The 19,564-nt window shown below is 33.9% G+C and carries 19 protein-coding genes; 11 read left to right on the top strand and 8 right to left on the bottom strand.

The window, feature by feature from the left end:
* The first annotated feature begins 46 nt into the window (after positions 1-46).
* From htpX to KO361_03845, 3 genes are all read left to right on the top strand, one after another.
* Positions 47-949, top strand: a complete 903-nt coding sequence (gene htpX / locus KO361_03855; protein ID MCC7574699.1) for a zinc metalloprotease HtpX — start codon at positions 47-49, stop codon at positions 947-949.
* A gap of 105 nt (positions 950-1,054) precedes the next feature.
* Positions 1,055-1,348, top strand: coding sequence for a hypothetical protein (locus KO361_03850; GenBank protein MCC7574698.1), 294 nt, complete (start codon positions 1,055-1,057; stop codon positions 1,346-1,348).
* A 74-nt stretch (positions 1,349-1,422) separates the two neighbouring features.
* Complete coding sequence (locus KO361_03845; GenBank protein ID MCC7574697.1) at positions 1,423-2,100, top strand: PD-(D/E)XK nuclease family protein; 678 nt, start codon at positions 1,423-1,425, stop codon at positions 2,098-2,100.
* On the opposite strand, the gene KO361_03840 is transcribed toward KO361_03845, so the two are convergent.
* Both KO361_03840 and KO361_03835 read right to left on the bottom strand, forming a co-directional pair.
* Complete coding sequence (locus KO361_03840) at positions 2,042-2,434, bottom strand: Holliday junction resolvase (protein MCC7574696.1); 393 nt, start codon at positions 2,432-2,434, stop codon at positions 2,042-2,044. The two genes, KO361_03845 and KO361_03840, sit on opposite strands and share 59 nt — an antisense overlap.
* 56 nt (positions 2,435-2,490) lie before the next feature.
* Positions 2,491-2,682 (bottom strand): hypothetical protein, encoded by a 192-nt coding sequence (locus KO361_03835; GenBank protein MCC7574695.1) that lies wholly within the window; start codon positions 2,680-2,682, stop codon positions 2,491-2,493.
* Positions 2,683-2,788: 106 nt separating this feature from the next.
* On the opposite strand from KO361_03835, the gene KO361_03830 reads away from it, so the two are divergent.
* The 7 genes from KO361_03830 to KO361_03800 all read left to right on the top strand — a co-directional run bounded on the left by KO361_03830 (position 2,789) and on the right by KO361_03800 (position 11,964).
* On the top strand, positions 2,789-4,171 hold the full coding sequence (locus tag KO361_03830; GenBank protein MCC7574694.1) for a UTP--glucose-1-phosphate uridylyltransferase: 1,383 nt from the start codon (positions 2,789-2,791) through the stop codon (positions 4,169-4,171).
* A gap of 76 nt (positions 4,172-4,247) precedes the next feature.
* A complete protein-coding gene (locus tag KO361_03825) occupies positions 4,248-5,441 on the top strand; it encodes a hypothetical protein (GenBank protein ID MCC7574693.1) in 1,194 nt (397 codons plus the stop codon).
* Between the two features lie 31 nt (positions 5,442-5,472).
* Positions 5,473-7,473, top strand: a complete 2,001-nt coding sequence (locus tag KO361_03820; GenBank protein ID MCC7574692.1) for a hypothetical protein — start codon at positions 5,473-5,475, stop codon at positions 7,471-7,473.
* A complete protein-coding gene (locus tag KO361_03815) occupies positions 7,470-8,549 on the top strand; it encodes a hypothetical protein (protein MCC7574691.1) in 1,080 nt (359 codons plus the stop codon). Before KO361_03820 ends, KO361_03815 begins: the two co-directional genes overlap by 4 nt.
* Positions 8,550-8,614: 65 nt before the next feature.
* Positions 8,615-9,934 carry a hypothetical protein gene (locus KO361_03810; GenBank protein ID MCC7574690.1) on the top strand — a complete coding sequence of 440 codons (1,320 nt, stop codon included), beginning with the start codon at positions 8,615-8,617 and terminating at the stop codon, positions 9,932-9,934.
* Positions 9,935-9,967: 33 nt separating this feature from the next.
* Positions 9,968-10,924, top strand: coding sequence for a hypothetical protein (locus KO361_03805; GenBank protein ID MCC7574689.1), 957 nt, complete (start codon positions 9,968-9,970; stop codon positions 10,922-10,924).
* Positions 10,925-10,998: 74 nt separating this feature from the next.
* On the top strand, positions 10,999-11,964 hold the full coding sequence (locus KO361_03800) for a replication factor C small subunit (GenBank protein ID MCC7574688.1): 966 nt from the start codon (positions 10,999-11,001) through the stop codon (positions 11,962-11,964).
* Here the strand turns inward: KO361_03800 and KO361_03795 are convergent, their stop codons facing one another.
* From KO361_03795 to KO361_03785, 3 genes are read right to left on the bottom strand one after another with little or no spacing between them, the layout of a single operon-like run.
* The gene (locus tag KO361_03795; protein ID MCC7574687.1) at positions 11,965-12,324 is read right to left on the bottom strand and encodes a hypothetical protein; all 360 of its coding nucleotides are present in this window, start codon (positions 12,322-12,324) and stop codon (positions 11,965-11,967) included.
* Between the two features lie 47 nt (positions 12,325-12,371).
* Positions 12,372-12,782 (bottom strand): hypothetical protein, encoded by a 411-nt coding sequence (locus tag KO361_03790; protein MCC7574686.1) that lies wholly within the window; start codon positions 12,780-12,782, stop codon positions 12,372-12,374.
* A 15-nt stretch (positions 12,783-12,797) separates the two neighbouring features.
* The gene (locus tag KO361_03785; protein MCC7574685.1) at positions 12,798-13,133 is read right to left on the bottom strand and encodes a hypothetical protein; all 336 of its coding nucleotides are present in this window, start codon (positions 13,131-13,133) and stop codon (positions 12,798-12,800) included.
* 150 nt (positions 13,134-13,283) lie between these two features.
* Here KO361_03785 and serS point away from each other — a divergent pair, with 150 nt between their 5' ends.
* A complete protein-coding gene (gene serS / locus KO361_03780; GenBank protein MCC7574684.1) occupies positions 13,284-14,573 on the top strand; it encodes a serine--tRNA ligase in 1,290 nt (429 codons plus the stop codon).
* A 9-nt stretch (positions 14,574-14,582) separates the two neighbouring features.
* Here the strand turns inward: serS and KO361_03775 are convergent, their stop codons facing one another.
* From KO361_03775 to tadA, 3 genes are all read right to left on the bottom strand, one after another.
* Positions 14,583-14,924 (bottom strand): hypothetical protein, encoded by a 342-nt coding sequence (locus KO361_03775; protein MCC7574683.1) that lies wholly within the window; start codon positions 14,922-14,924, stop codon positions 14,583-14,585.
* Positions 14,925-15,012: 88 nt separating this feature from the next.
* The gene (locus KO361_03770) at positions 15,013-17,235 is read right to left on the bottom strand and encodes a hypothetical protein (GenBank protein ID MCC7574682.1); all 2,223 of its coding nucleotides are present in this window, start codon (positions 17,233-17,235) and stop codon (positions 15,013-15,015) included.
* Positions 17,236-17,246: 11 nt separating this feature from the next.
* The gene (gene tadA, locus KO361_03765) at positions 17,247-19,553 is read right to left on the bottom strand and encodes a Flp pilus assembly complex ATPase component TadA (protein MCC7574681.1); all 2,307 of its coding nucleotides are present in this window, start codon (positions 19,551-19,553) and stop codon (positions 17,247-17,249) included.
* Between the last annotated feature and the right edge of the window lie 11 nt (positions 19,554-19,564).

Genomic DNA, 19,564 nt, shown 5'->3' with positions numbered 1-19,564 from the left:
AACCTTTTTTTTATTATTTTCTTTAACAAAAAAAGGTGCATAAAAAATGAAAAAAAAACTAGTGAACTTTGACGAGATAAGAAACAACAACATAAAATCAATAATCTTATTCATAGTATTTCTAACAATAATAATAGGACTAGGAGCAATAATAGGACTAGTCTGGGGAAACATATACTTCGGATTAATAATAGCAACAATATTCGGAATAACTTATTCAGTAATAGCATACTACTCAGGAAGAAAAATGCTAGTATCCTTCGCGAACGCAAAAGAAGTAACAAAAAAAGAAGAACCTTACTTATACCACACAGTAGAAGGATTAGCACTCGCAGCAGGAATACCAACCCCGAAAGCATACATAATAGAAGACTCAGCACCAAACGCTTTCGCAACAGGAAGAAACCCAGAAAATTCAGCAATCATAGTAACTAGGGGATTATTACAAAAACTAAACAGACAAGAACTAGAAGGAGTAATAGCACACGAAATGTCACACATAAAAAACTATGACATAAGATCAATGATGATAGCAGCAGTAATGGTAGGAGTAATAGTGCTACTAAGCGATTTCTTACTAAGAACATTCCTATGGGGTGGAGGAAGAAACAGATCAGACAAAGGAAACGCACAACTAATATTCATACTAATAGGAATAGCACTAGCAATACTATCGCCAATAATAGGAAAACTAATACAACTATCAATAAGCAGAAAAAGAGAATACTCAGCAGACGCAGGAGGCGCAATCCTAACAAGATACCCAGAAGGACTAGCAAGCGCACTAGAAAAAATATCAAAAGATACCGCGGTACTAAAAAGCCAAAACAACGCGATGGCACACTTATACATAAGCAATCCATCAAAGAAAAAAACAGGAATGATGACTAAACTATTTAGCACTCATCCACCAACAGAAGAAAGAATAAAAAGACTAAGAGCAATGTAATTAAAGAAACATTTAAATATATATCAAACAAATTAGAAACAATAAGTAAAAAAAAATAAATTAAAAAAAAATTTATGTTTCGCAAAGGAGAGGTGAAAAAACAAAATGGCAACCCATGGATTAGAAGTTGTAATATTGGCAATAATACTAGGAACACTATTCGCAATAGTATATAGTTTAAGAGTATTAGTACTAATGGAAAGAAGAATAGCAAGAATAGACATGCACATAGAATCATTAGTAACAAGAGTCCTAGCAGAAGAAAACAAAATAGAACAAGAAGAAATAAAAATAGAAACACTACTAAACGAAGTTAAAGGACTAAAAAAAGCAGTAAAGAAACCAGCGACGAAGAAAAAAACAACGAAAAAGAAAACAGTAAAGAAAAAAAGAAAATAAATCCTTAATCTTTTTTATTTTTTTATTTTTTTATAACAACAATTTTTTTAAACAAACACAATTTCTAAAAAAACATGATAATAAGCGCGTCACTCCCACACGGAGTAAGATACCACTACAGAATACACAAACACAAATTAGAACAACTATGCGAAAAAAAATATGCGGAACTAAAAAAATACATAATGACTAGTTTCACTAATTGCCCAAACAAATACTTCTTAGAAGGACCAAGAAGCTCAATACTAAAATTCTCAGTACTAAAAGAAAAACCACCACGAATACAACACGAAGTAACACTACTAGCAAGAATGGGACTGGACAGCAATTACTACCAAGACGCACACAGTAACGTACAAATGTTCATGCTATCCTACGACCAAAAAACAATAGCAATAGAAACACCTATATGGTTACTCCCTGAAGAAATAGAAGAATATAAAACAATATTCAAAGAAGAAAAACCACTAACAGGACACATAGACATAATAAGAATAGAAAACAACAAGATATGGATATGGGACTACAAACCAAACGCACACAGAGAAAAATACGCAACAACACAAACATATTTCTACGCATTAATGCTAAGCAAAAGATCAGGAATACCACTAACAGAATTCATGTGCGGATACTTTGATGACAAAAACACATACACATTTGACCCATCAAAAATAATATTAAATGAAATAATCAAAAACCACGAGTTAATTCTTCAAACAACAACCCACGACGCTCACATAAAGACTTAGAAGCAGAAAAACCCTTACCTGTCTCAACCAAATCTTCCAAACTAAGAAAAAACCAACTACAACCCTTAAACTTAATCGCGACCCAAGACTCAGCGCCGAACCTACCTGCGAAATCCTTCAACTCAATAATCTCCTTCTTAGAAAAATACTGATTAGTACCAGAAGTAGTCTTAGTCTCAATAGCGAATTTACGAAGATTATTACCAGCAAGCAAATCAGGACTAGGATACTTAGAACTACCACTACCAGCAACCCTTATACAAGCCCAACCAAACTCCCAAAACTTATGAACCAAATCACGCTCAGCATTAATACCCTTACTTTTCAAAGACATAAAAAAACAAAAACAAACAAAATATATAAAACTATTCTTAAAAAAAAAATCAAGTTTTATTTATCACTAGAAACAACATCATCTTTAGTTTTTCTAAAAACATCACCATAATCAGAAACAATGATACCTGTAGGAACAGCAATGACGACATAAAAACTAAAAACATACTTCTTCCTATTCCTAGCAGAATAAATCCTTAATATATACTCAATTAAAAACAAAAACAAAATTACTAATTCAGCAATCAAAAAAAAGAACCACAAACAACACTCAAAGAATTTAAATGCTTTTCGATAAAAAAACATTAGTTAATTTTAAATAATTTAATCTAAATAAATAAACAAAGGTGATACTTTGAACATAGAAGAAATAAAAAAAGCACTACTAACACAACCAGAATGGGTAACACAAAGAGCAATACAAAACGCAAAAAAATACGAAGAAGGAACACTAATCACAAAATATGAAGCAAAAAACATACAACCATTAAAAGAAGAAGACATAATAAAACCACGACTCATTATTGAAAACAAAAAAAAAGAAATAGAAAAAAAAGGAATACAACACCTAAAAGAATCAAAGTACGCTTACTTCGTAATGGCAGGAGGAATATCTACCTCGATGGGAGGATGCTCAAAAGCAATACTAAATGCAAAACAAAACAAGACATTCTTAGAAATAAAATTAGATCACATAAGAAAAACGCAAAAAAAATATGATTGTAAAATACCAGTCATAATAATGACTAATGAAGAAACAGACAAATCAATAACAGAATTCTTAGAAAAAGAAAACAGATTACAAAACATAGACTTAATAAAAATAATACAACCAGTAACAATAAGATTCGAAGAACAAGAAAACAAAACAAGAAAAGAACTAAACGTAGCAAAACAAAAAAACGGAGAAATAAGCTACGCACCAGGCGGACACTATGACGCTTTCACGTTACTAAAAGAAATAAAACAAGAACTAAAACAAAAAGGAATACAAACAATATTCATAAACAACATAGATAACTTAGGAGCAACAATAAATCCTTTACTGTTAGGAATACACTTAAAAGAAGAATCCTTATTCACACCAGAAATATCAAGAAAAGAACCAAATGACAAAGGAGGAACATTCGCAAGAATATCAAACAAACTAAGACTATTAGAAGGACCAATGGTACCAAAAGAATACGAAGAACAATTTAACGATACAAACACGAACAAATACTTCAACACTAACCTAATATACTTAGACACAAAAATATTAGATTACTACGAAGAAATAAACAACCAAATACCTACGTTCATAAACAAGAAAAAAATAGACGAAAAAGAAATGATAGGATTCGAAGCAGCAATAGGACTAATATTCGGAATAAAACCCTCAAAACTAATAGAAGTAAAAAGACAACAAAGATTTCTACCAATAAAATACTTATCAGACCTATGGTTACTAAGAAGTAACTTCATGAAATTACAAGAAGAAACATCAGCAGTACACCAAATAAAAGAAAAAAAACCAATCATGAAAATACCAGAAACATTCCTAAAAAACCTAGAAGACTTTGAACAAAAAATAGCAGACGGAGGAGAAACAACCAATTTCGAAGAATTAGAAGAACTAAAATGGGACGCTAAAGATGGAAAAATAGGAAGAAACGTCACATTCAAAGGAAAAATAACCATAACGGAACAAAACCACAACATAAAAGATAACGAAGTGATAACACAACAAAACAAATAATCGAGAATAAACCACGAACAAAAAAAACAAAACGTTTATATAGGAATATTCACGTTTAAACAATGTGAGAATCCATATGATAAAAAAAACAAAAGCTCAAGCAGGAAATCATGCTGCAATTCTAGTAATAATAATAACAGGGCTACTAGTACTATTCGTACTATCCATATCCCCTGAAGAAAGAGAAAAACTATTGAATGATGAAACAACAACTAACGGGGAAGACCCATTATTCCCAGGATCAACAACACTAATAAGAGCAGTACCAGGACAAGTCAAATATTCTCCAGAAACAGAAATAATACACGAATTCTCACCATTTAATTTAAACGCGGAAGTGAAAGGAGAACTAATACACACAAAGAACTCAATGTACTTAAAAAATTCCGCGTTCGAAAAAATAACAGACACAATAACATTCAAAATAAACCCAGAAACAACTAACAACATATTACTAAATTTTAACGTAGAACAATCATCAGGCTCACTAATAATACACTTAAACGGAGAAACAATATATAACGCGCCAATAAGACCAGGAAACTCACCACCAATAAACATAGCACCATCACTGTTAAGACAAGAAAACACATTACAATTCCAAGTATCAGGACCAGGAGCAGCCTTCTGGAGATACAATCATTACACAATAAAAGACATAAACTTGTACGGAGACATAACGGACCTAACAAGAAGCAAAGCAACACAAGTATTCAACATAGCAACAAAAGAAGCAAACGAACTAAAAGCATCAAACATAAGATACTTACCAGCATGTAAACCAGAAACAACCAAGAACTTAAGAGTACACATAAATAACTTTGAAATATTCTCAGGAATACCAGATTGCGAAGTATTCAACACAATACAAATACCAATAAACTACTTGTACGAAGGAATAAATGATATAACATTTCAAATAGAAGAAGGACGAGTACTCATAGACAGAGCAATAATACAAAACTCACTAGAAAAACCATACACATTAACATATTACTTCGAAGTACAAGACAAATACTTCAACTTCGTAAATGACGAATACGAACTAAAAAATAATTACGAAACAATGCTAGATATAACTTTTCCAAACAATAACCAAAAAAGATTCGAACTAACAATAAACGGAAAACCAATAAGCTTCAACACAGCGAGACTAAGAGAAACAAGAAGCATGCAGTTCTTCTTACAACCAGGAACTAACTCGATACAAATAAATCCTAAAAGCGAACTAACAATAACAGAGATAAGAATTAGAATAAGAGAAAAATAAAAAATAAAACAAACTATTCTCTAAAGAAAAAATGAGCGACGAAATAGAAATAAACGGAAAAACATACAAAAAAGGAGATAAAGTAGATTATACAAAAGCTGATGGTTCTGACGTAATAACTTGCGAAGTAGTACAACCTATGAGCGACCCTGAAGGAGTACAATTACTATACATACAAAGTAATGGAAAAAAAACAACTTTTTTTGTAAGAACTAATAATTATCACAGAATAAAAGAACACGAAGAAAAAAATGAAGAATCAGAAACAACTGAGGAACCAGAAAATAATTATGAAGACATAGGAGAAGGAACAACTATTCCTGGAAGAAACATAGGACAAGGACTAAGAAAAACAGCAAGAGGCACAAAAAACTTAGGACGAGGAATACTCAGAGGAGGAAAAACACTATTCAAAAAAATAGGTAATGTATTATCATCAAAGAACGTACCTATGCCTCAAGACAGATTCCTAGCAGAAATAATAATGCTACTCGCATTAATAGCTCACATAATCGATTGGACACTAACAGGACTATCAATAGACTCAGGAGCCATACAAGGAAGAATAACAATATACTTCATACTATTAATACTAACATCAATACTAGTAGGACAACTAAGCCATTTCTTTCACGCATTCTTCAAATTCTTTAAACCAGCAGCAGTAGTACTATTCATAATCCCACTACTAGACTACACAGTAAGATTACTAGGAGTATCACCAGAAGTAACAGAAATAATAGCAGGATTCTCACTAATGCTACCAATATACGCATTATACTTATTATACTTATCAGGAATAGATTATTCATTAAACGGAGCCACGAGATGGGACAGATTCAAAGACGGAATATTAAAACCATCAGGATGGGTAAGAGGACTAACAGTTCTATTATTCATAATAATAACATTCTCACTAATGTCACTAATGATAAACCTAGCAACACTAGGATCAGAACAAGCAGGAATAACAGGATCAGGATTTGATACTAGAATAGCTATAAGCGGAGCCATAAAAATAATATCAACACCCTTCGAAAGTGTACTAAACGCAATAAAAGGAATAGGCACACAGCTAAACAATACATACACTCAACTAAGAAATGATTCACTAGGAGAATACTACACAGGACAAGTAGAACAAAACAAAGAACTAACAGGAGTATTCATAACAGAACTAAGAACAATGGGAACATACTACGAAGGACAACCAGTAGAACTATTCGCAACACTAAGAATGAGAAGCTTCGTAGATGAAATAAACCTAACAACGAGTTGCTACGCAAAAGATGCAAGAGGAGAATTCGTAGCATACGGAACAACGGATCCACCAAAACTAATAAATGTATACAGAGAAGACTACCGAGGAGTAAAATGCTCATTCAACTCAACTAATTTACCAAGAGGAAGATACGAAGTATTCTTCGAAGTAGAATTTAACTTCGAAACATGGGCATACATAACAATATCATTCATGGACCGAGACTTCTTATCAAGCCTATACTTAAATGACGTAGATATACAAAGAAGATACAACATCCAACCAAGAATAAGAACAATATACACAAACGGACCAATCATGCTAGGACTAAACGATAACCTAGAATTACCACTAGCAATATCAACACAAACAGATCAAACAAACAGCATACCACTAGGAATAACAATAGATGACAGACCACCAACAGGAACAGCGAGAGGAGAACTAATAAGCGTAAACACGTTCCAAATAAGAGTTCCACCACAAATACAAATATCAAAAGAAAAATGCATAATGCCTGGTGGAATAACAGGAACAGAACTAGAAAAAACAAAAGACAAAGTAACCGGATACGATATTTACTCATTCAAAGTAAGCGAAGAACTACCAGGAAAATACTTAACAGTTTCATGCAACGCAGAAATAACGGCAACAGGAGCAAGAACACTACTAAATGATCCGACAGGAAAAAGAGACATAACAATAGCAGGATCAACAACATACGATTACAAATTAACAAGAAGAGAATTCATAGATGTGAGAAACATATGAAAACAAAAACAAAAAAACAAACAACGAAAATAATACTCCTAGTACTAACACTAATAACAATACAAGGATGTGCAACAAACCATCAAATACCAGACACGTACAGAGGAACACAAGGAATAGAATTAAGCTTCATGAATAATGCACCACCAAACACAGTACAAGAAAATTCATTCACAAACATAATGATAGAAATATGGAACAAAGGAGCATACAACATACCAGAAAACGAATTATTACTGAGCCTAAAATACGACGACATATACTTCAAAGAAGACTTAACAGATGAATACTTATTCACATCACAAAACCCAGAAGGACTACTAAAAAATGAATTAGCAGGAAAATCACAAGAATGGCCCGCAGGAGAAAGACTACTACTGCCCTTAACAAGACTAAACGTTTTACAAATACTAGGAACAAGAGAAACACCAACAACGAACATAGAATTAGTAGCTTGCTATCCTTACAAAACATTCCTAACACAAACAATATGCTTAGACACAGACATATACGGAGTAGACAAAAACCCAATATGTAGAAACAGAGAAACATATATTCATTCAAACCAAGGAGCACCCATCGCGATAACAAAGATAGAAGTAGACATACTACCAATGGGATTCATAGAATCACCAGTAACAGACAGCCACGCACCCGTAGTTAACGAAACAGGAGAACTAATAGGACTAGAACTAACATCAGGAGCAGGAACATTAGTACTAGTAGAACCCGTAATAAGAATATATGCAAGAAACTTAGGAAGAGGAGATGTATTCATATCAAAACAAGAAAACACAGAAACAATGAACTTATGTACATTCAGAGACGAATCATTCATGTACAGAGACCACAACAAAGTAAAATTACTAAACGCGACACTAGACGGACTAGACATGGATTGCGGAACAAAAAACACATTAAACCTAGCACTATCATCAGATTTCATAACGTGTAGATTACACCCGAACCAAACAGGATACTTAAGACAAAACCTAGAAGTACCATTATATATAGAACTAGACTACTACTACAGAGAATCAATAACTAAACCAATAAGAATACAAAGAACATCATAAAAAAAAACAAAAAGCAATATTTATATACTAATCGTATCAAATTAAACAACATAAGCGTGATAAAAATGAAAAAAGAGCTCGTGAAAAAAATAATACTAACAAGTCTAATAATGTCTTTACTGCTAATAACTGCGTGCAGTGGAATGCCTGGAAGAACACCAGCATGCACAGGAGACCACTGCAGATACTTCGTAGGATCACAAGGAGTAGAAACCTACATGAATAGACCACCAACAAATTTCTATTACAACACTTTAGACGCAGGAACCGCTGAAGGAAACATGGTGGAAGTAAACCTAAGAGTAGATAACAAAGGAGCATCAGACGCGTACGGCGCAGTATTCCTAACAGGAATAAGCCTAACAACATTTGACTTATTCAGAATAGACTCAATGGGAAAAAGACCAGTAGACGGATTAAGAACATCACAAGCATGCTACTTAGACATCTTCAACGTAGGCGACATAAAAGACGTAGGAACATGGAACTTCATGACTAGATGCACAGGAGGAGGAATAAGCAAATACGGCGACAGAACAAACATAGATGTAAACTTCAGAACACTAGCAGAAAACATACCAATATTTCAAAGAGTGGTAGACTTAGGAATAAACGATGTAAGATTACAACTAAGAGATGGAGAACTAACACAATTCTCACTAGGATCAAACCTAGGACTTCTAAATTTTGGAAGATCACTAATGCTATTAGTATCATCACTAGACTTTGAATCATTCGGAGGAGCATCATTCTACTTACACGGAAACAACCCTCAATTCCCAGGAGGAGAAGCAGACTATAAAACATTCCAAATGCAAATGGTAGGACCTTGGCCAGCAGGAACAGATTACTACACATTAAATTATCAAATAAGAACGTGCTACGCATACACGACTTATGTAAGTCCACAAGTATGCATAGACCCTGATCCATTCTCATCAGAAAAAAAAGTATGCAGTGACTACTCACAAAAAATACAAAGCTCACAAGGAGCACCAGTCGCAGTAACCAACATAAGAACAGAAAACACAGGAAGCAACGTATTCATAGAAATGACAATAAGAAATATAGGCGGGGGAGAAGTCTGGGACGTAGGATACTTAGAATACTGCAGCCCATATTATCCATCAACGGTAAGAGACTCAATGAAAAACGTGATATACGTAGGATATGCAATAATGGAAGACAGATTACTAGATTGTGGAAACACGTTCAGAATGAGACTAGATCCAAGAACAAACGAAGCAACACTAAGATGCAGATACGACATCGCAGACTCAGCATACATAGGAAGCGCATACGAAACACCACTGAGACTAGAACTATGGTACGGATACGAAAAACACGCGCCTGCACCACCAATAACAGTTAGAAGAGTAAGATAATCAAACAAAAAAAACCCTAAAGGAGGTAAAAATATGAAACAAAAAATACTATTAATAATACTCGCAGTTACACTACTATTATTAACTGCGTGCGAAGAAGGACAAGCTCCAAATCAACAAACAGGATTTGTTGGTGGAACAAAAGGAATAGAAATGTCCTTTGTAACAAACGCGCCCCCAGAAAAAGTATCAGATGGAGGACAAGAACCTTTTGACGTAGTAATAGAACTAACAAATAGAGGGGAACACGAAGTTCTAAGAGAAGATGTATTCGTAAAACTAGAAGGATTCTCAGCTAGTTCTTTCGGAGTAACAAACAACGACTTAATAGCACACCCAGAAGATGACTTATTCGCAGTAAGAAAAAGTCCGGACGGATCAATAATAACATCACCATCAATACCTGTAGTATTTGAAGGATTAAATTATCAACTAAGTGCTCCAGCAAATGTACCTTTTACTTTTAGAGCAAAAGCTTGTTACACATACGAAACAATAGCAATAACAGATATTTGTGTAAAAGAAAATTACAACGATGACAGAGCAGGAGACTTATGTAAAGTAAGTGGTGAAAGAACAGTATCAAACTCAGGAGCACCAGTACAAGTAACAAGCATAAGACAAGCACCACAAGGAAGAGATAAATCCACAATAACATTCTCAATACAACAAAAAGATCTTAATCCAGCAGGAAAAGTCTCAAGAACAAACACAGAATGTAGTACTGCTCAACAAGATGAAGAAAGAGTATTCGTAAGCGTAACAGGACTAGTAACAGGAACAACAGACGAAGTAAGATGCATAGGTTTAATAGGAGGAGATAGCTCATCAGGATACATAACCTTGACGAAGAACGAACCAAGAGAAGTATCTTGTACAATAACACTAGCAGACAGAAACACAAGAGTGCAACCATTCAGAATAACACTAGGATACGACTATTCAACGTACATAGACGAAACAGTAACAGTAGTATACACACCTGAATAAACCCAAAAAAACTTTTTTTTCTTTTTTTTCTTTTAACAACAAACTATATAAAAACAATTTCTTTCCCTCAAAACATGGACATTAAAATAAACGAATACAGCATATGGACAGAGAAATACAGACCACAAACATTCAAAGAAATAAAAGGACAAGAACCCATAGTGCAAAGAGTAGAATCCTTCGTTAAAACAAAAAATATGCCTCACCTATTATTCTCAGGCCCAGCAGGAGTAGGAAAAACTACTCTGGCACTAGTAATAGTGAAACAATTATTTGGAGAAGAATGGAGAGAAAACTTCTTAGAACTAAACGCGTCAGATGAAAGAGGAATAGATGTGATAAGACAAAAAGTAAAAGACTTCGCAAGAACAAAAACCCTGGGAGACGCACCATTCAAAATCATATACTTAGACGAATCGGACGCACTAACAAGAGAAGCACAACAAGCACTAAGAAGAACAATGGAAAACTACACACAAACCACTAGGTTCATATTATCATGCAACTACAGCAGTAAAATCTTAGACCCCATACAAAGCAGATGCGCAGTATTCAAATTCAAACCAATACCAAAAAAAGAAATAATAGAAATCATAGAAGCAATAGCAAAAAAAGAAGGATTAGAAATAACAGATTCAGCAAAAGAAGCCCTGTACCAAGTATCAGGAGGAGACTGTAGAAAACTAGAAAACATAATGCAAAGCACGTCATCCCTAACCAAGAACATAGATGAAGAAAGCATATACTCAGTAGCGAGCTTCGCAGAACCAAAAGATATCAGAAAAATACTAGAATTATGCTTCCAAGAAAACTTTCAAGAAGCAAGAAAACTACTCTTAGAAACAATGATAAAACAAGGATTATCAGGCATAGACATAATAAAACAAATACAAAAAGAAGCATGGAACTCCCAAGTAAGCAACAAATCAAAACTAGAAATGATAAAAGCATGCGGAGAAGCAGAATTCAGAATGGTAGAAGGAAGCGACGAATACATACAACTAGAAGCACTACTCGCAAAGTTCATATTGCTAAAATAATCACTTTAAAGAATAACCACACATATGACAAAAATTACTATTACTATAATGCCTAGTACCGCACCTAGCACAAGAAATAATTTCTTTGCTAGAATAAACATGATTCTTAGACATTTCATCTTTTTCTTTCTTTAAACGATCCAAAACAGAATCAACATCATTATCTTTTCTAGATTTTTTAGAAGAATCACTTAAAACATAATCAATAATCAACCTAAAAACTCCAAAAACAACGAAACCAATACCAACCCAAAAAAACAAAGACAAACTACTCTTCTGAATCTTACTTTGAATAAACTTAGAATAAACAGCCATTAACACGCCGAGAATCATCCATACAGAGCCATGAATTTTAACCATTAACAAAAAATAGCTCAAGTCTTATTTATATTTTTTCATTAAACAAATTAGAATTTCTTTAACACGTGCTCTAAAGAATCAGGAGCAACACTAACAGAACCAAACCTATCAATTCTTAATTTAGAATCATAAATTCCTTTATTGAAATCAGAAAAATTAAAATCCTTATTAAAAATGACTTGCTCATAAAAAACAGGACCTGAAAAAGTTTTAACACCTTTATCATTAACAAACTTATCATAATTAAATTTAGCGGTATCAATACTAATACTAGTAACAACGTTAGTATTATTCAAAGAATAATCAAAAACAAAATGACTCTCAGGCAAACCCTTAGAAATAATACCAGGATGCTTAGGCTTATCACCAACCAAGTAAGTACTAGCTAAATACATCAAACCAACTAACAAACCACTAAAAATACTTGTTCTTATCAAACCAAGTTTAACTTCATTCATAAAAAATTCACCTAATTACAAATAATTATTTCCATTCAAAGCATAAGCATTAGAAACAGCCGAACTAGTAACTTTACCAACCAAGCTCAAATAACAAGGATCTTTAAGTTCAGATTGAACAACACTTAAACCAGACAAATTACTAATTAATACTCTTTCCTGAGCCTTAAGATTTTTAAATTCATCAAGAACAGTATCAATGGACTCAGAAACAGGAAATCGTTCATTGTTCAGCATGAATTGAATAGTCGTAATCTTACTCCTTGTATCTTCCAAAACTTTTTTATAACTATGCTTAGCGTCATTAACACTCATAACTGCTTTTTTCAAAACTTCCATTTTTTTATCCATAAAAATTACCTCTAATAAATTAATTAAAAAATTTAAAAAAGATTAACAACAACAAATATATAAATGTTTCCACTCTCAAGTGATAATAAGTTTTAAGTGGTTTTGAAAAAGATAACAACATTTTTATAATAAAAAAACTCCTCTAACAAAATGTTCGACATAAAACTAATAAGAGAAAAACCAGAAGAAGTACAAAAAAACTTAGAAAGAAGAAAAGACCCAGAAAAAATAAAACTTCTACAAAAAACAATAAATCTAGATAAAGAATGGCGAGAACTCAAACACGAAGAAGACCAAATAAGAAGCAAGAGAAACCAAACAAGCAAACTAATAAGTGAAGCCAAAAAAACAGGAAAAGACCCAACACCGATACTGGAAGAAGCCAAAAAAATACCTGAACAACTAAAAAAAATAGAAGAAAAAAGACTCGAATTAGAAAAAGAACTAAATAATTACTTAAAATCAATACCTAACATGTTACACGACTCAGTTCCCTACGGAAAAGATGACACAGAAAACGTAGAACTAAAAAAAATAGGCAAACCAAAAAAACAAGATTTCGAACTAAAACCACATCAAGAAATAGCAGAGAACCTAGGCGTAGCAGATTTCGAAAGAAGCGCAAAAATAGCGGGCCACGGATTCTACTTCCTAAAAGGAGATCTCGCATTACTAAACCAAGCAATAATAAGATTCTCAGTAGACGAACTAATAAAAAAAGGATACACCTACGTAGAACCACCACTAATGATGAACCGAGAAGCATACGAAACAGGAGTATCCATGGCTGACTTTGAAAACGTAATGTACAAAATAGAAGGAGAAAACACATACCTAATCGCAACTTCCGAGCATCCACTATTAGCACAATACAAAGACGAAACACTACAAGAAGACGAACTACCAATAAAACTAATAGGATACAGCATGTGCTTCAGAAGAGAAGTAGGAAGCAGAGGAATAGATACTAAAGGATTATTCAGAACGCACCAATTCAACAAAGTAGAACAAATAATATTATGCAAACCAGAAGAATCATGGAAATATCATGAAGAAATACAAAAAAATGCTGAAGAACTATACGAAAAACTAGAATTACCGTACCGCGTAGTAAACATATGCACAGGAGATATAGGAGATTTAGCAGCAAAAAAATACGACATAGAAACATGGATGCCAAGACAAAAAGAATACAAAGAAACCGGATCAAACTCAAACTTTACAGACTACCACGCAAGAAGAGCCAACATAAAAATGCACAGAAAACAAAACAACACTTATGAATACTTACACACACTAAATAATACAGCACTAGCAACCTCGAGAATCATGGTGGCAATACTAGAAAACTACCAAGAAAAAGATGGAAGCGTAACAATACCAAAAGCACTACAACCATACATGTACGGAAAAACAAAATTAGAAACAATAAAAAAATAACCAAAAAAATCAAAAAAACTTATGAGACTCTTCAATAATCTTACTAGCCCCAGTATCGAGAATCTCTAATTTATCAGAACCACAATAAGGACAACTACTAATTTCTTTATTCTTCTGCCTAACAAAATGATACCTGCACTTAACACAAGTATACTTAACCAAACTATCCTTCAAAGACTTAACACTACGCTCAGCCTCACCAACAAAAGAATTACGTTCATCAAACCCATGATTAGAATTAAAACAATTATCACAAACATAAAGCTTACGAACCTCATCAAACCTAACACGATCCATACTAACCTTACGCTGACAAACCCTACAAATCACGCTCAACTCAGAATCACCCATAAAGACGACCTCCAAACAATTACATAAAAACCAATAACCTAAGTATATAAATATTTCCAGTAACGACAACAAAAATAATCACAAAGAATCAAATACTAGAAACAACGCCTGCAGCAACAAAACTAAAACCAATAGTAGACAAAGCAGAAACCGCCAAATAAAGAAGAGTAGAACTCATCATATTAGTAGCCAAACACTGCATCTCACCAATCTTATCAGAACCATTCTCAATACCATTAATAATAATACTCAAAATATAAGTAATCTGAACAACATACAAACCAACAATAACTTGAAAAAAGAAAGTAGGAATACCGCCCTGACCAAACATCTCCAACATACCCTCCATACCAGTACCAGTACCTTGAATATCACCGAACTCATCCATTTTTTCACTCAAAATACCAAGAATCTGAATAATCATACTAGTAATACCAACAACGATGCCCGCAATAATAGGAGTCAAAAAATTAATCTGACTACGCATACTACTAACAACATCAGCCATCAAATCCTTAAGACGTTCATCAACACGATGCATAGATTTAATATACTCCGCAACGGTACCCAAAGCCTGACTAGCAATCAAAGGACCCTTCTTACTACTCTCAACAAAAACCTTCATAGCACTCTCAACAATACTAGAAGGAAAATCATTAATAGCTCCGCGCTCAGGATCAAAAATAGCATCCTCAACACCCATGCCTAGCTTAACAATATTCAAAGAAATCTTATCAAAAAAATTACCTGACTTAGTATTCTGCATAACCTGAGCAACCTTACTAAAAGCCAACTCAGCAGGAATACCATCACCCAAACGATTACCAAGCTGAAACAAAGCAGACGCAAATTCCTGCTCCAACTTCATAGTTTCCTTACGAAGATTAGCCAAACGCTTAGTCTTCCAAGAATAAAATAAACCAAAAGCCAAACCAAGACCAAGAGGAATAGCAATACTAAGAAGATTAGCACCAACACCATAAGGACCCATATAATCACCAGTAAAAAGATGATTCTCATCCTTCTGCTCCCTATAATCTAAGAACTTAGCATAAACAACAGTCCTAGGATCAACATCACCAGGCTGTAAAATCTGAATATCCTCAGTCAAATACAAATCAAAATCAGGATTAACAGAATAAATAAGCAAAGGAGAAAAACCAATAAATAAGAAAAAAACACCTATTAACAACGCAGCACTAAGAGGAGCCAAATCAAAACTACTAGAACCAAGCTTCAACTTAACCAAAGGAGTATCTTCTTCCAACTCAGAAAGATTAATGCCACCGTAACCCGTAGGACGATTAGACAAAATATCCTTGCCAAGATAAAAAACCATCGCGGGCAAAGCCAAATTATACAAAGCAAACAAATGATACCATTTAATCTCAGACATAAAAGCAGTAATCAAAGGAAGAATGACCAAACCAAGAATAGGCAAAACAATACCAAGCATGTGAAGAGTAGTAATAGGATTCTTCAAATCATGAGAATAATGAAGCATCTTCTCAAAAGTCTCATCCAAAATAACACTCAAACTCTTATCCAAAGCACTAATACGCCTAGTCTCAGAAGACTCAAACAAACTACCTTGAATTAAATGAATACTCTCAACAAACTCAGGATTATGCTTCTGCCAACCATCCAAATAAGAATCCAAAGATTGATTAACATTATCAAACTTACCAGTCTCAATATCCCAAATAATCTTTTTAAAATCCAAAGACAAAGGAGGAGCCAAATGCTCACCCGCAAAATTAATAGCCAACTCCAAGTTAGGAGTATGGCGCATATAAGTAACAACATAAAAAATACTAAGAACCATCTGATTAGAAGCCTTCATACGCCAAGATTTAGCAATAATAAAAGGCAACTTAGTCATAGGAACAAACAAAGCCAAACCAGCCATTAAACCAAAAAACACGAAAAAATACATATCGATCGTCTTACCACCACTAAGAACCAAAGGAACCATATAACCAAGAACAATAAACGCAAGAACAACACTAATAGACCCAACAGCAGCAAAACTCATAGTACCACTAGGAGTAATATTCAAATGACTAGTCTTAATAGCATCTTGAATCTTAGGAATATCATTCTTATCAGGCTTAATAGGAAGAATTTTCTCACCAAAATTACAAACTTTCTCATACAAAGAAAGATTCTTAGGCATAAAAGATTTCTTAAAAGAATCATAATCACTAGAACTAACCCTTTTAACCTCCTCAGGAGTACCGCCGATTTCCTGAACTAACTTACGCTTATACTTATTCTTCACATTCAAAAAATCAAGCTCGTCCTTTTTCATAATAACCTACCCTAAGCATTACGCTCATCCATCCTTAATTTAACCTGTTTCTTAAGCCACTCATTCCACTCAAAAAAAATCCTCTCACTATCAAGCACTCCGCGTTCATCTTTAACTCGTTCACTAATTTTATGAAACTGATCATTACAAAGAATAACAAACTCAGCCTCCAACATATCAAGATCATTATGAGTCTCAGCACTATTAACTAATGTCTCCTTAATACGAGTCCTAAGCAAAATATTATCCCAAATAGCATCCCAAGAACCAGCCCATTCCTTAACATTACTAGCAATAGCCTTCAAAATCTCAGAATCACCATTAATCAAAGCATCACTAGGCTCTAACTCATCAGTAACAGAATTATACTTCATCAAATCAACAAAACCCTTCTCAACCATAGGATCATGCTCCCAATCCTTACGAACCTCGGTAATTTGAGTAACACGTCTCCACTTATGAAGACCATCAGGACTACGAATAGGATTAGCAACAATAATCAAATCAGTCGCTTTAAAACTAGTTCTAGGAACATTCAAATCATTCACCACACGATCAAAAACACCATAAGGACTATCGCCATGAATAGTACCAGCAACCACGCTCGCAAGAGCACCAACCCTCATAGCTTCATACAAAGCACGAGCCTCAGTACTACGAACTTCACCAACAAACAAAGCACTATCACCAAGACGAAGAGTAGTCCTAATACCCTCATCAGCCGCAAGCTCATTAGTACCCTTAGACAAAGCAGAAGCAACCCTCATAGACTGAATATTATAACCAAGCTGACGCAAAGCAGAACTAGGCAACTCAAGAGTGTCCTCAATAGTAATAATACGATAATTACGCATAATTTCAACCAAAACTCCACCAAGCAAAGAAGATTTACCTGCACTACGAGTACCAGCGACCAACATAGTCCTATTACCATCAATCAAAAAACTAAGCAGACCAGCAGCCAAAGAATTAATCATCTTATACTTAATAAACAAAGCCAAAGTCCAAGGCTTATCACGATGACGCCTAAAAGAATAAGCCAAACCAGTAGGATTCAAAGGTTTATTAATAACACTAATCCTAGCAGTAGCAACACCAGGAATTTCCAAATCAGTATCAAGAATAGGATTAGCCTCATCAAGAGGACGACCAGAAATCATTCTAAGCTTAGAAGCCCAAGACTCAGCATCACTAAGACTAGGCCAAATATTAGTCTTACAATCACCAAAAATATTATGAACTAAAAAAATAGGTGCTTGACCAGTAGGACTATTAACACTAATATCTTGAACATTAGTATCTTTCAACAAGACTTCAATCAAACCAAACCCAACAGTGTAACGAACAAGAATCTGAGTCAACTCCTCAAGCTCAGTAGTATCAACATCAAGATTTTTATGAACGCAAAGCTCCTCCAACAAATCAGCACCCACGTTATAAAAAATTTCTCTGATACGCTCAGGATCAACAAAGTCTTGCTCATCAGGACTATACTCAGACATAATATTACGAGCCATATCAAGAACTTCATATTTATCTTCACTAAGATTAAACTCAGGAGGAGTCACATGATACAAATACTGAACATTCTCAGGCAACTTAAAAATGATAACTTCAGTATCACCAAGACTATAATTCATAATTTCCTCAGCGCCCTTAGGATAAGTAGCCATGAGCTTAGTAAACATAAAATCAGGCTTAATATTAGGCTTGAATAACTTACGATAAATATCTCTACTACCAACCTTAAAACCAGCCAAATAATGCGAAGACAACTGGATCAAACGAGTATTCTCAAGACTCTGAATAAGATAATTTAGCAATTCAACGTACTTCTTCCTAGACTCAAGAATAACAGGATCAATTTCTTTATCCAATTCAATTTTTTCCCTACGAGTAATACGCTTTAACTCAACATAACAACCAATAGGATCCTTAGTTAAATGACTAAAAATAAGACTCTGAACCTCGTTATAACGCTCAGTCAACATATCAGGACCAGAACTAATAGAATTAAGAGAAGAATAAGAAAAAACATCTTTTTGCTTAATTAAACGCTTATATAACTTAGCAATTTCTAACAACAAACGAACTTGATCATACTCGTACTCGAAATCATGCTTCTGAGAAAAAATAATCTTAGTAATATTAGGATTACTAGCAAGCAACTCACAAGTCTTAGCCATACACAAAGAATCTTCTTCAATAGAAGGAATCCTAGGAGTATTCAAATAATTAACCTTTAAAACATTATCAACACTTTCCTTACTAATAGAGTAATCTTCAAAAAACCCACTTCCTTTTTTCTTTCTAATCAAAATAAATCCCC

Source organism: Candidatus Woesearchaeota archaeon (assembly GCA_020854775.1).
GTDB lineage: Archaea > Nanobdellota > Nanobdellia > Woesearchaeales > 21-14-0-10-32-9 > 21-14-0-10-32-9.
Note: the sequence above shows the minus strand (reverse complement) of the source record. Positions and strands in the feature narration are given on the sequence as shown.

Bases quoted from the DNA above. Each gene is read 5' to 3' on its own strand.
- htpX (MCC7574699.1), top strand. From the start codon at position 47: ATGAAAAAAAAACTAGTGAACTTTGACGAGATAAGAAACAACAACATA.
- KO361_03850 (MCC7574698.1), top strand. From the start codon at position 1,055: ATGGCAACCCATGGATTAGAAGTTGTAATATTGGCAATAATACTAGGA.
- KO361_03845 (MCC7574697.1), top strand. From the start codon at position 1,423: ATGATAATAAGCGCGTCACTCCCACACGGAGTAAGATACCACTACAGA.
- KO361_03840 (MCC7574696.1), bottom strand. From the start codon at position 2,434: ATGTCTTTGAAAAGTAAGGGTATTAATGCTGAGCGTGATTTGGTTCAT.
- KO361_03825 (MCC7574693.1), top strand. From the start codon at position 4,248: ATGATAAAAAAAACAAAAGCTCAAGCAGGAAATCATGCTGCAATTCTA.
- KO361_03820 (MCC7574692.1), top strand. From the start codon at position 5,473: ATGAGCGACGAAATAGAAATAAACGGAAAAACATACAAAAAAGGAGAT.
- KO361_03815 (MCC7574691.1), top strand. From the start codon at position 7,470: ATGAAAACAAAAACAAAAAAACAAACAACGAAAATAATACTCCTAGTA.
- KO361_03810 (MCC7574690.1), top strand. From the start codon at position 8,615: ATGAAAAAAGAGCTCGTGAAAAAAATAATACTAACAAGTCTAATAATG.
- KO361_03805 (MCC7574689.1), top strand. From the start codon at position 9,968: ATGAAACAAAAAATACTATTAATAATACTCGCAGTTACACTACTATTA.
- KO361_03800 (MCC7574688.1), top strand. From the start codon at position 10,999: ATGGACATTAAAATAAACGAATACAGCATATGGACAGAGAAATACAGA.
- KO361_03795 (MCC7574687.1), bottom strand. From the start codon at position 12,324: ATGGTTAAAATTCATGGCTCTGTATGGATGATTCTCGGCGTGTTAATG.
- KO361_03790 (MCC7574686.1), bottom strand. From the start codon at position 12,782: ATGAATGAAGTTAAACTTGGTTTGATAAGAACAAGTATTTTTAGTGGT.
- KO361_03785 (MCC7574685.1), bottom strand. From the start codon at position 13,133: ATGGATAAAAAAATGGAAGTTTTGAAAAAAGCAGTTATGAGTGTTAAT.
- serS (MCC7574684.1), top strand. From the start codon at position 13,284: ATGTTCGACATAAAACTAATAAGAGAAAAACCAGAAGAAGTACAAAAA.
- KO361_03775 (MCC7574683.1), bottom strand. From the start codon at position 14,924: ATGGGTGATTCTGAGTTGAGCGTGATTTGTAGGGTTTGTCAGCGTAAG.
- KO361_03770 (MCC7574682.1), bottom strand. From the start codon at position 17,235: ATGAAAAAGGACGAGCTTGATTTTTTGAATGTGAAGAATAAGTATAAG.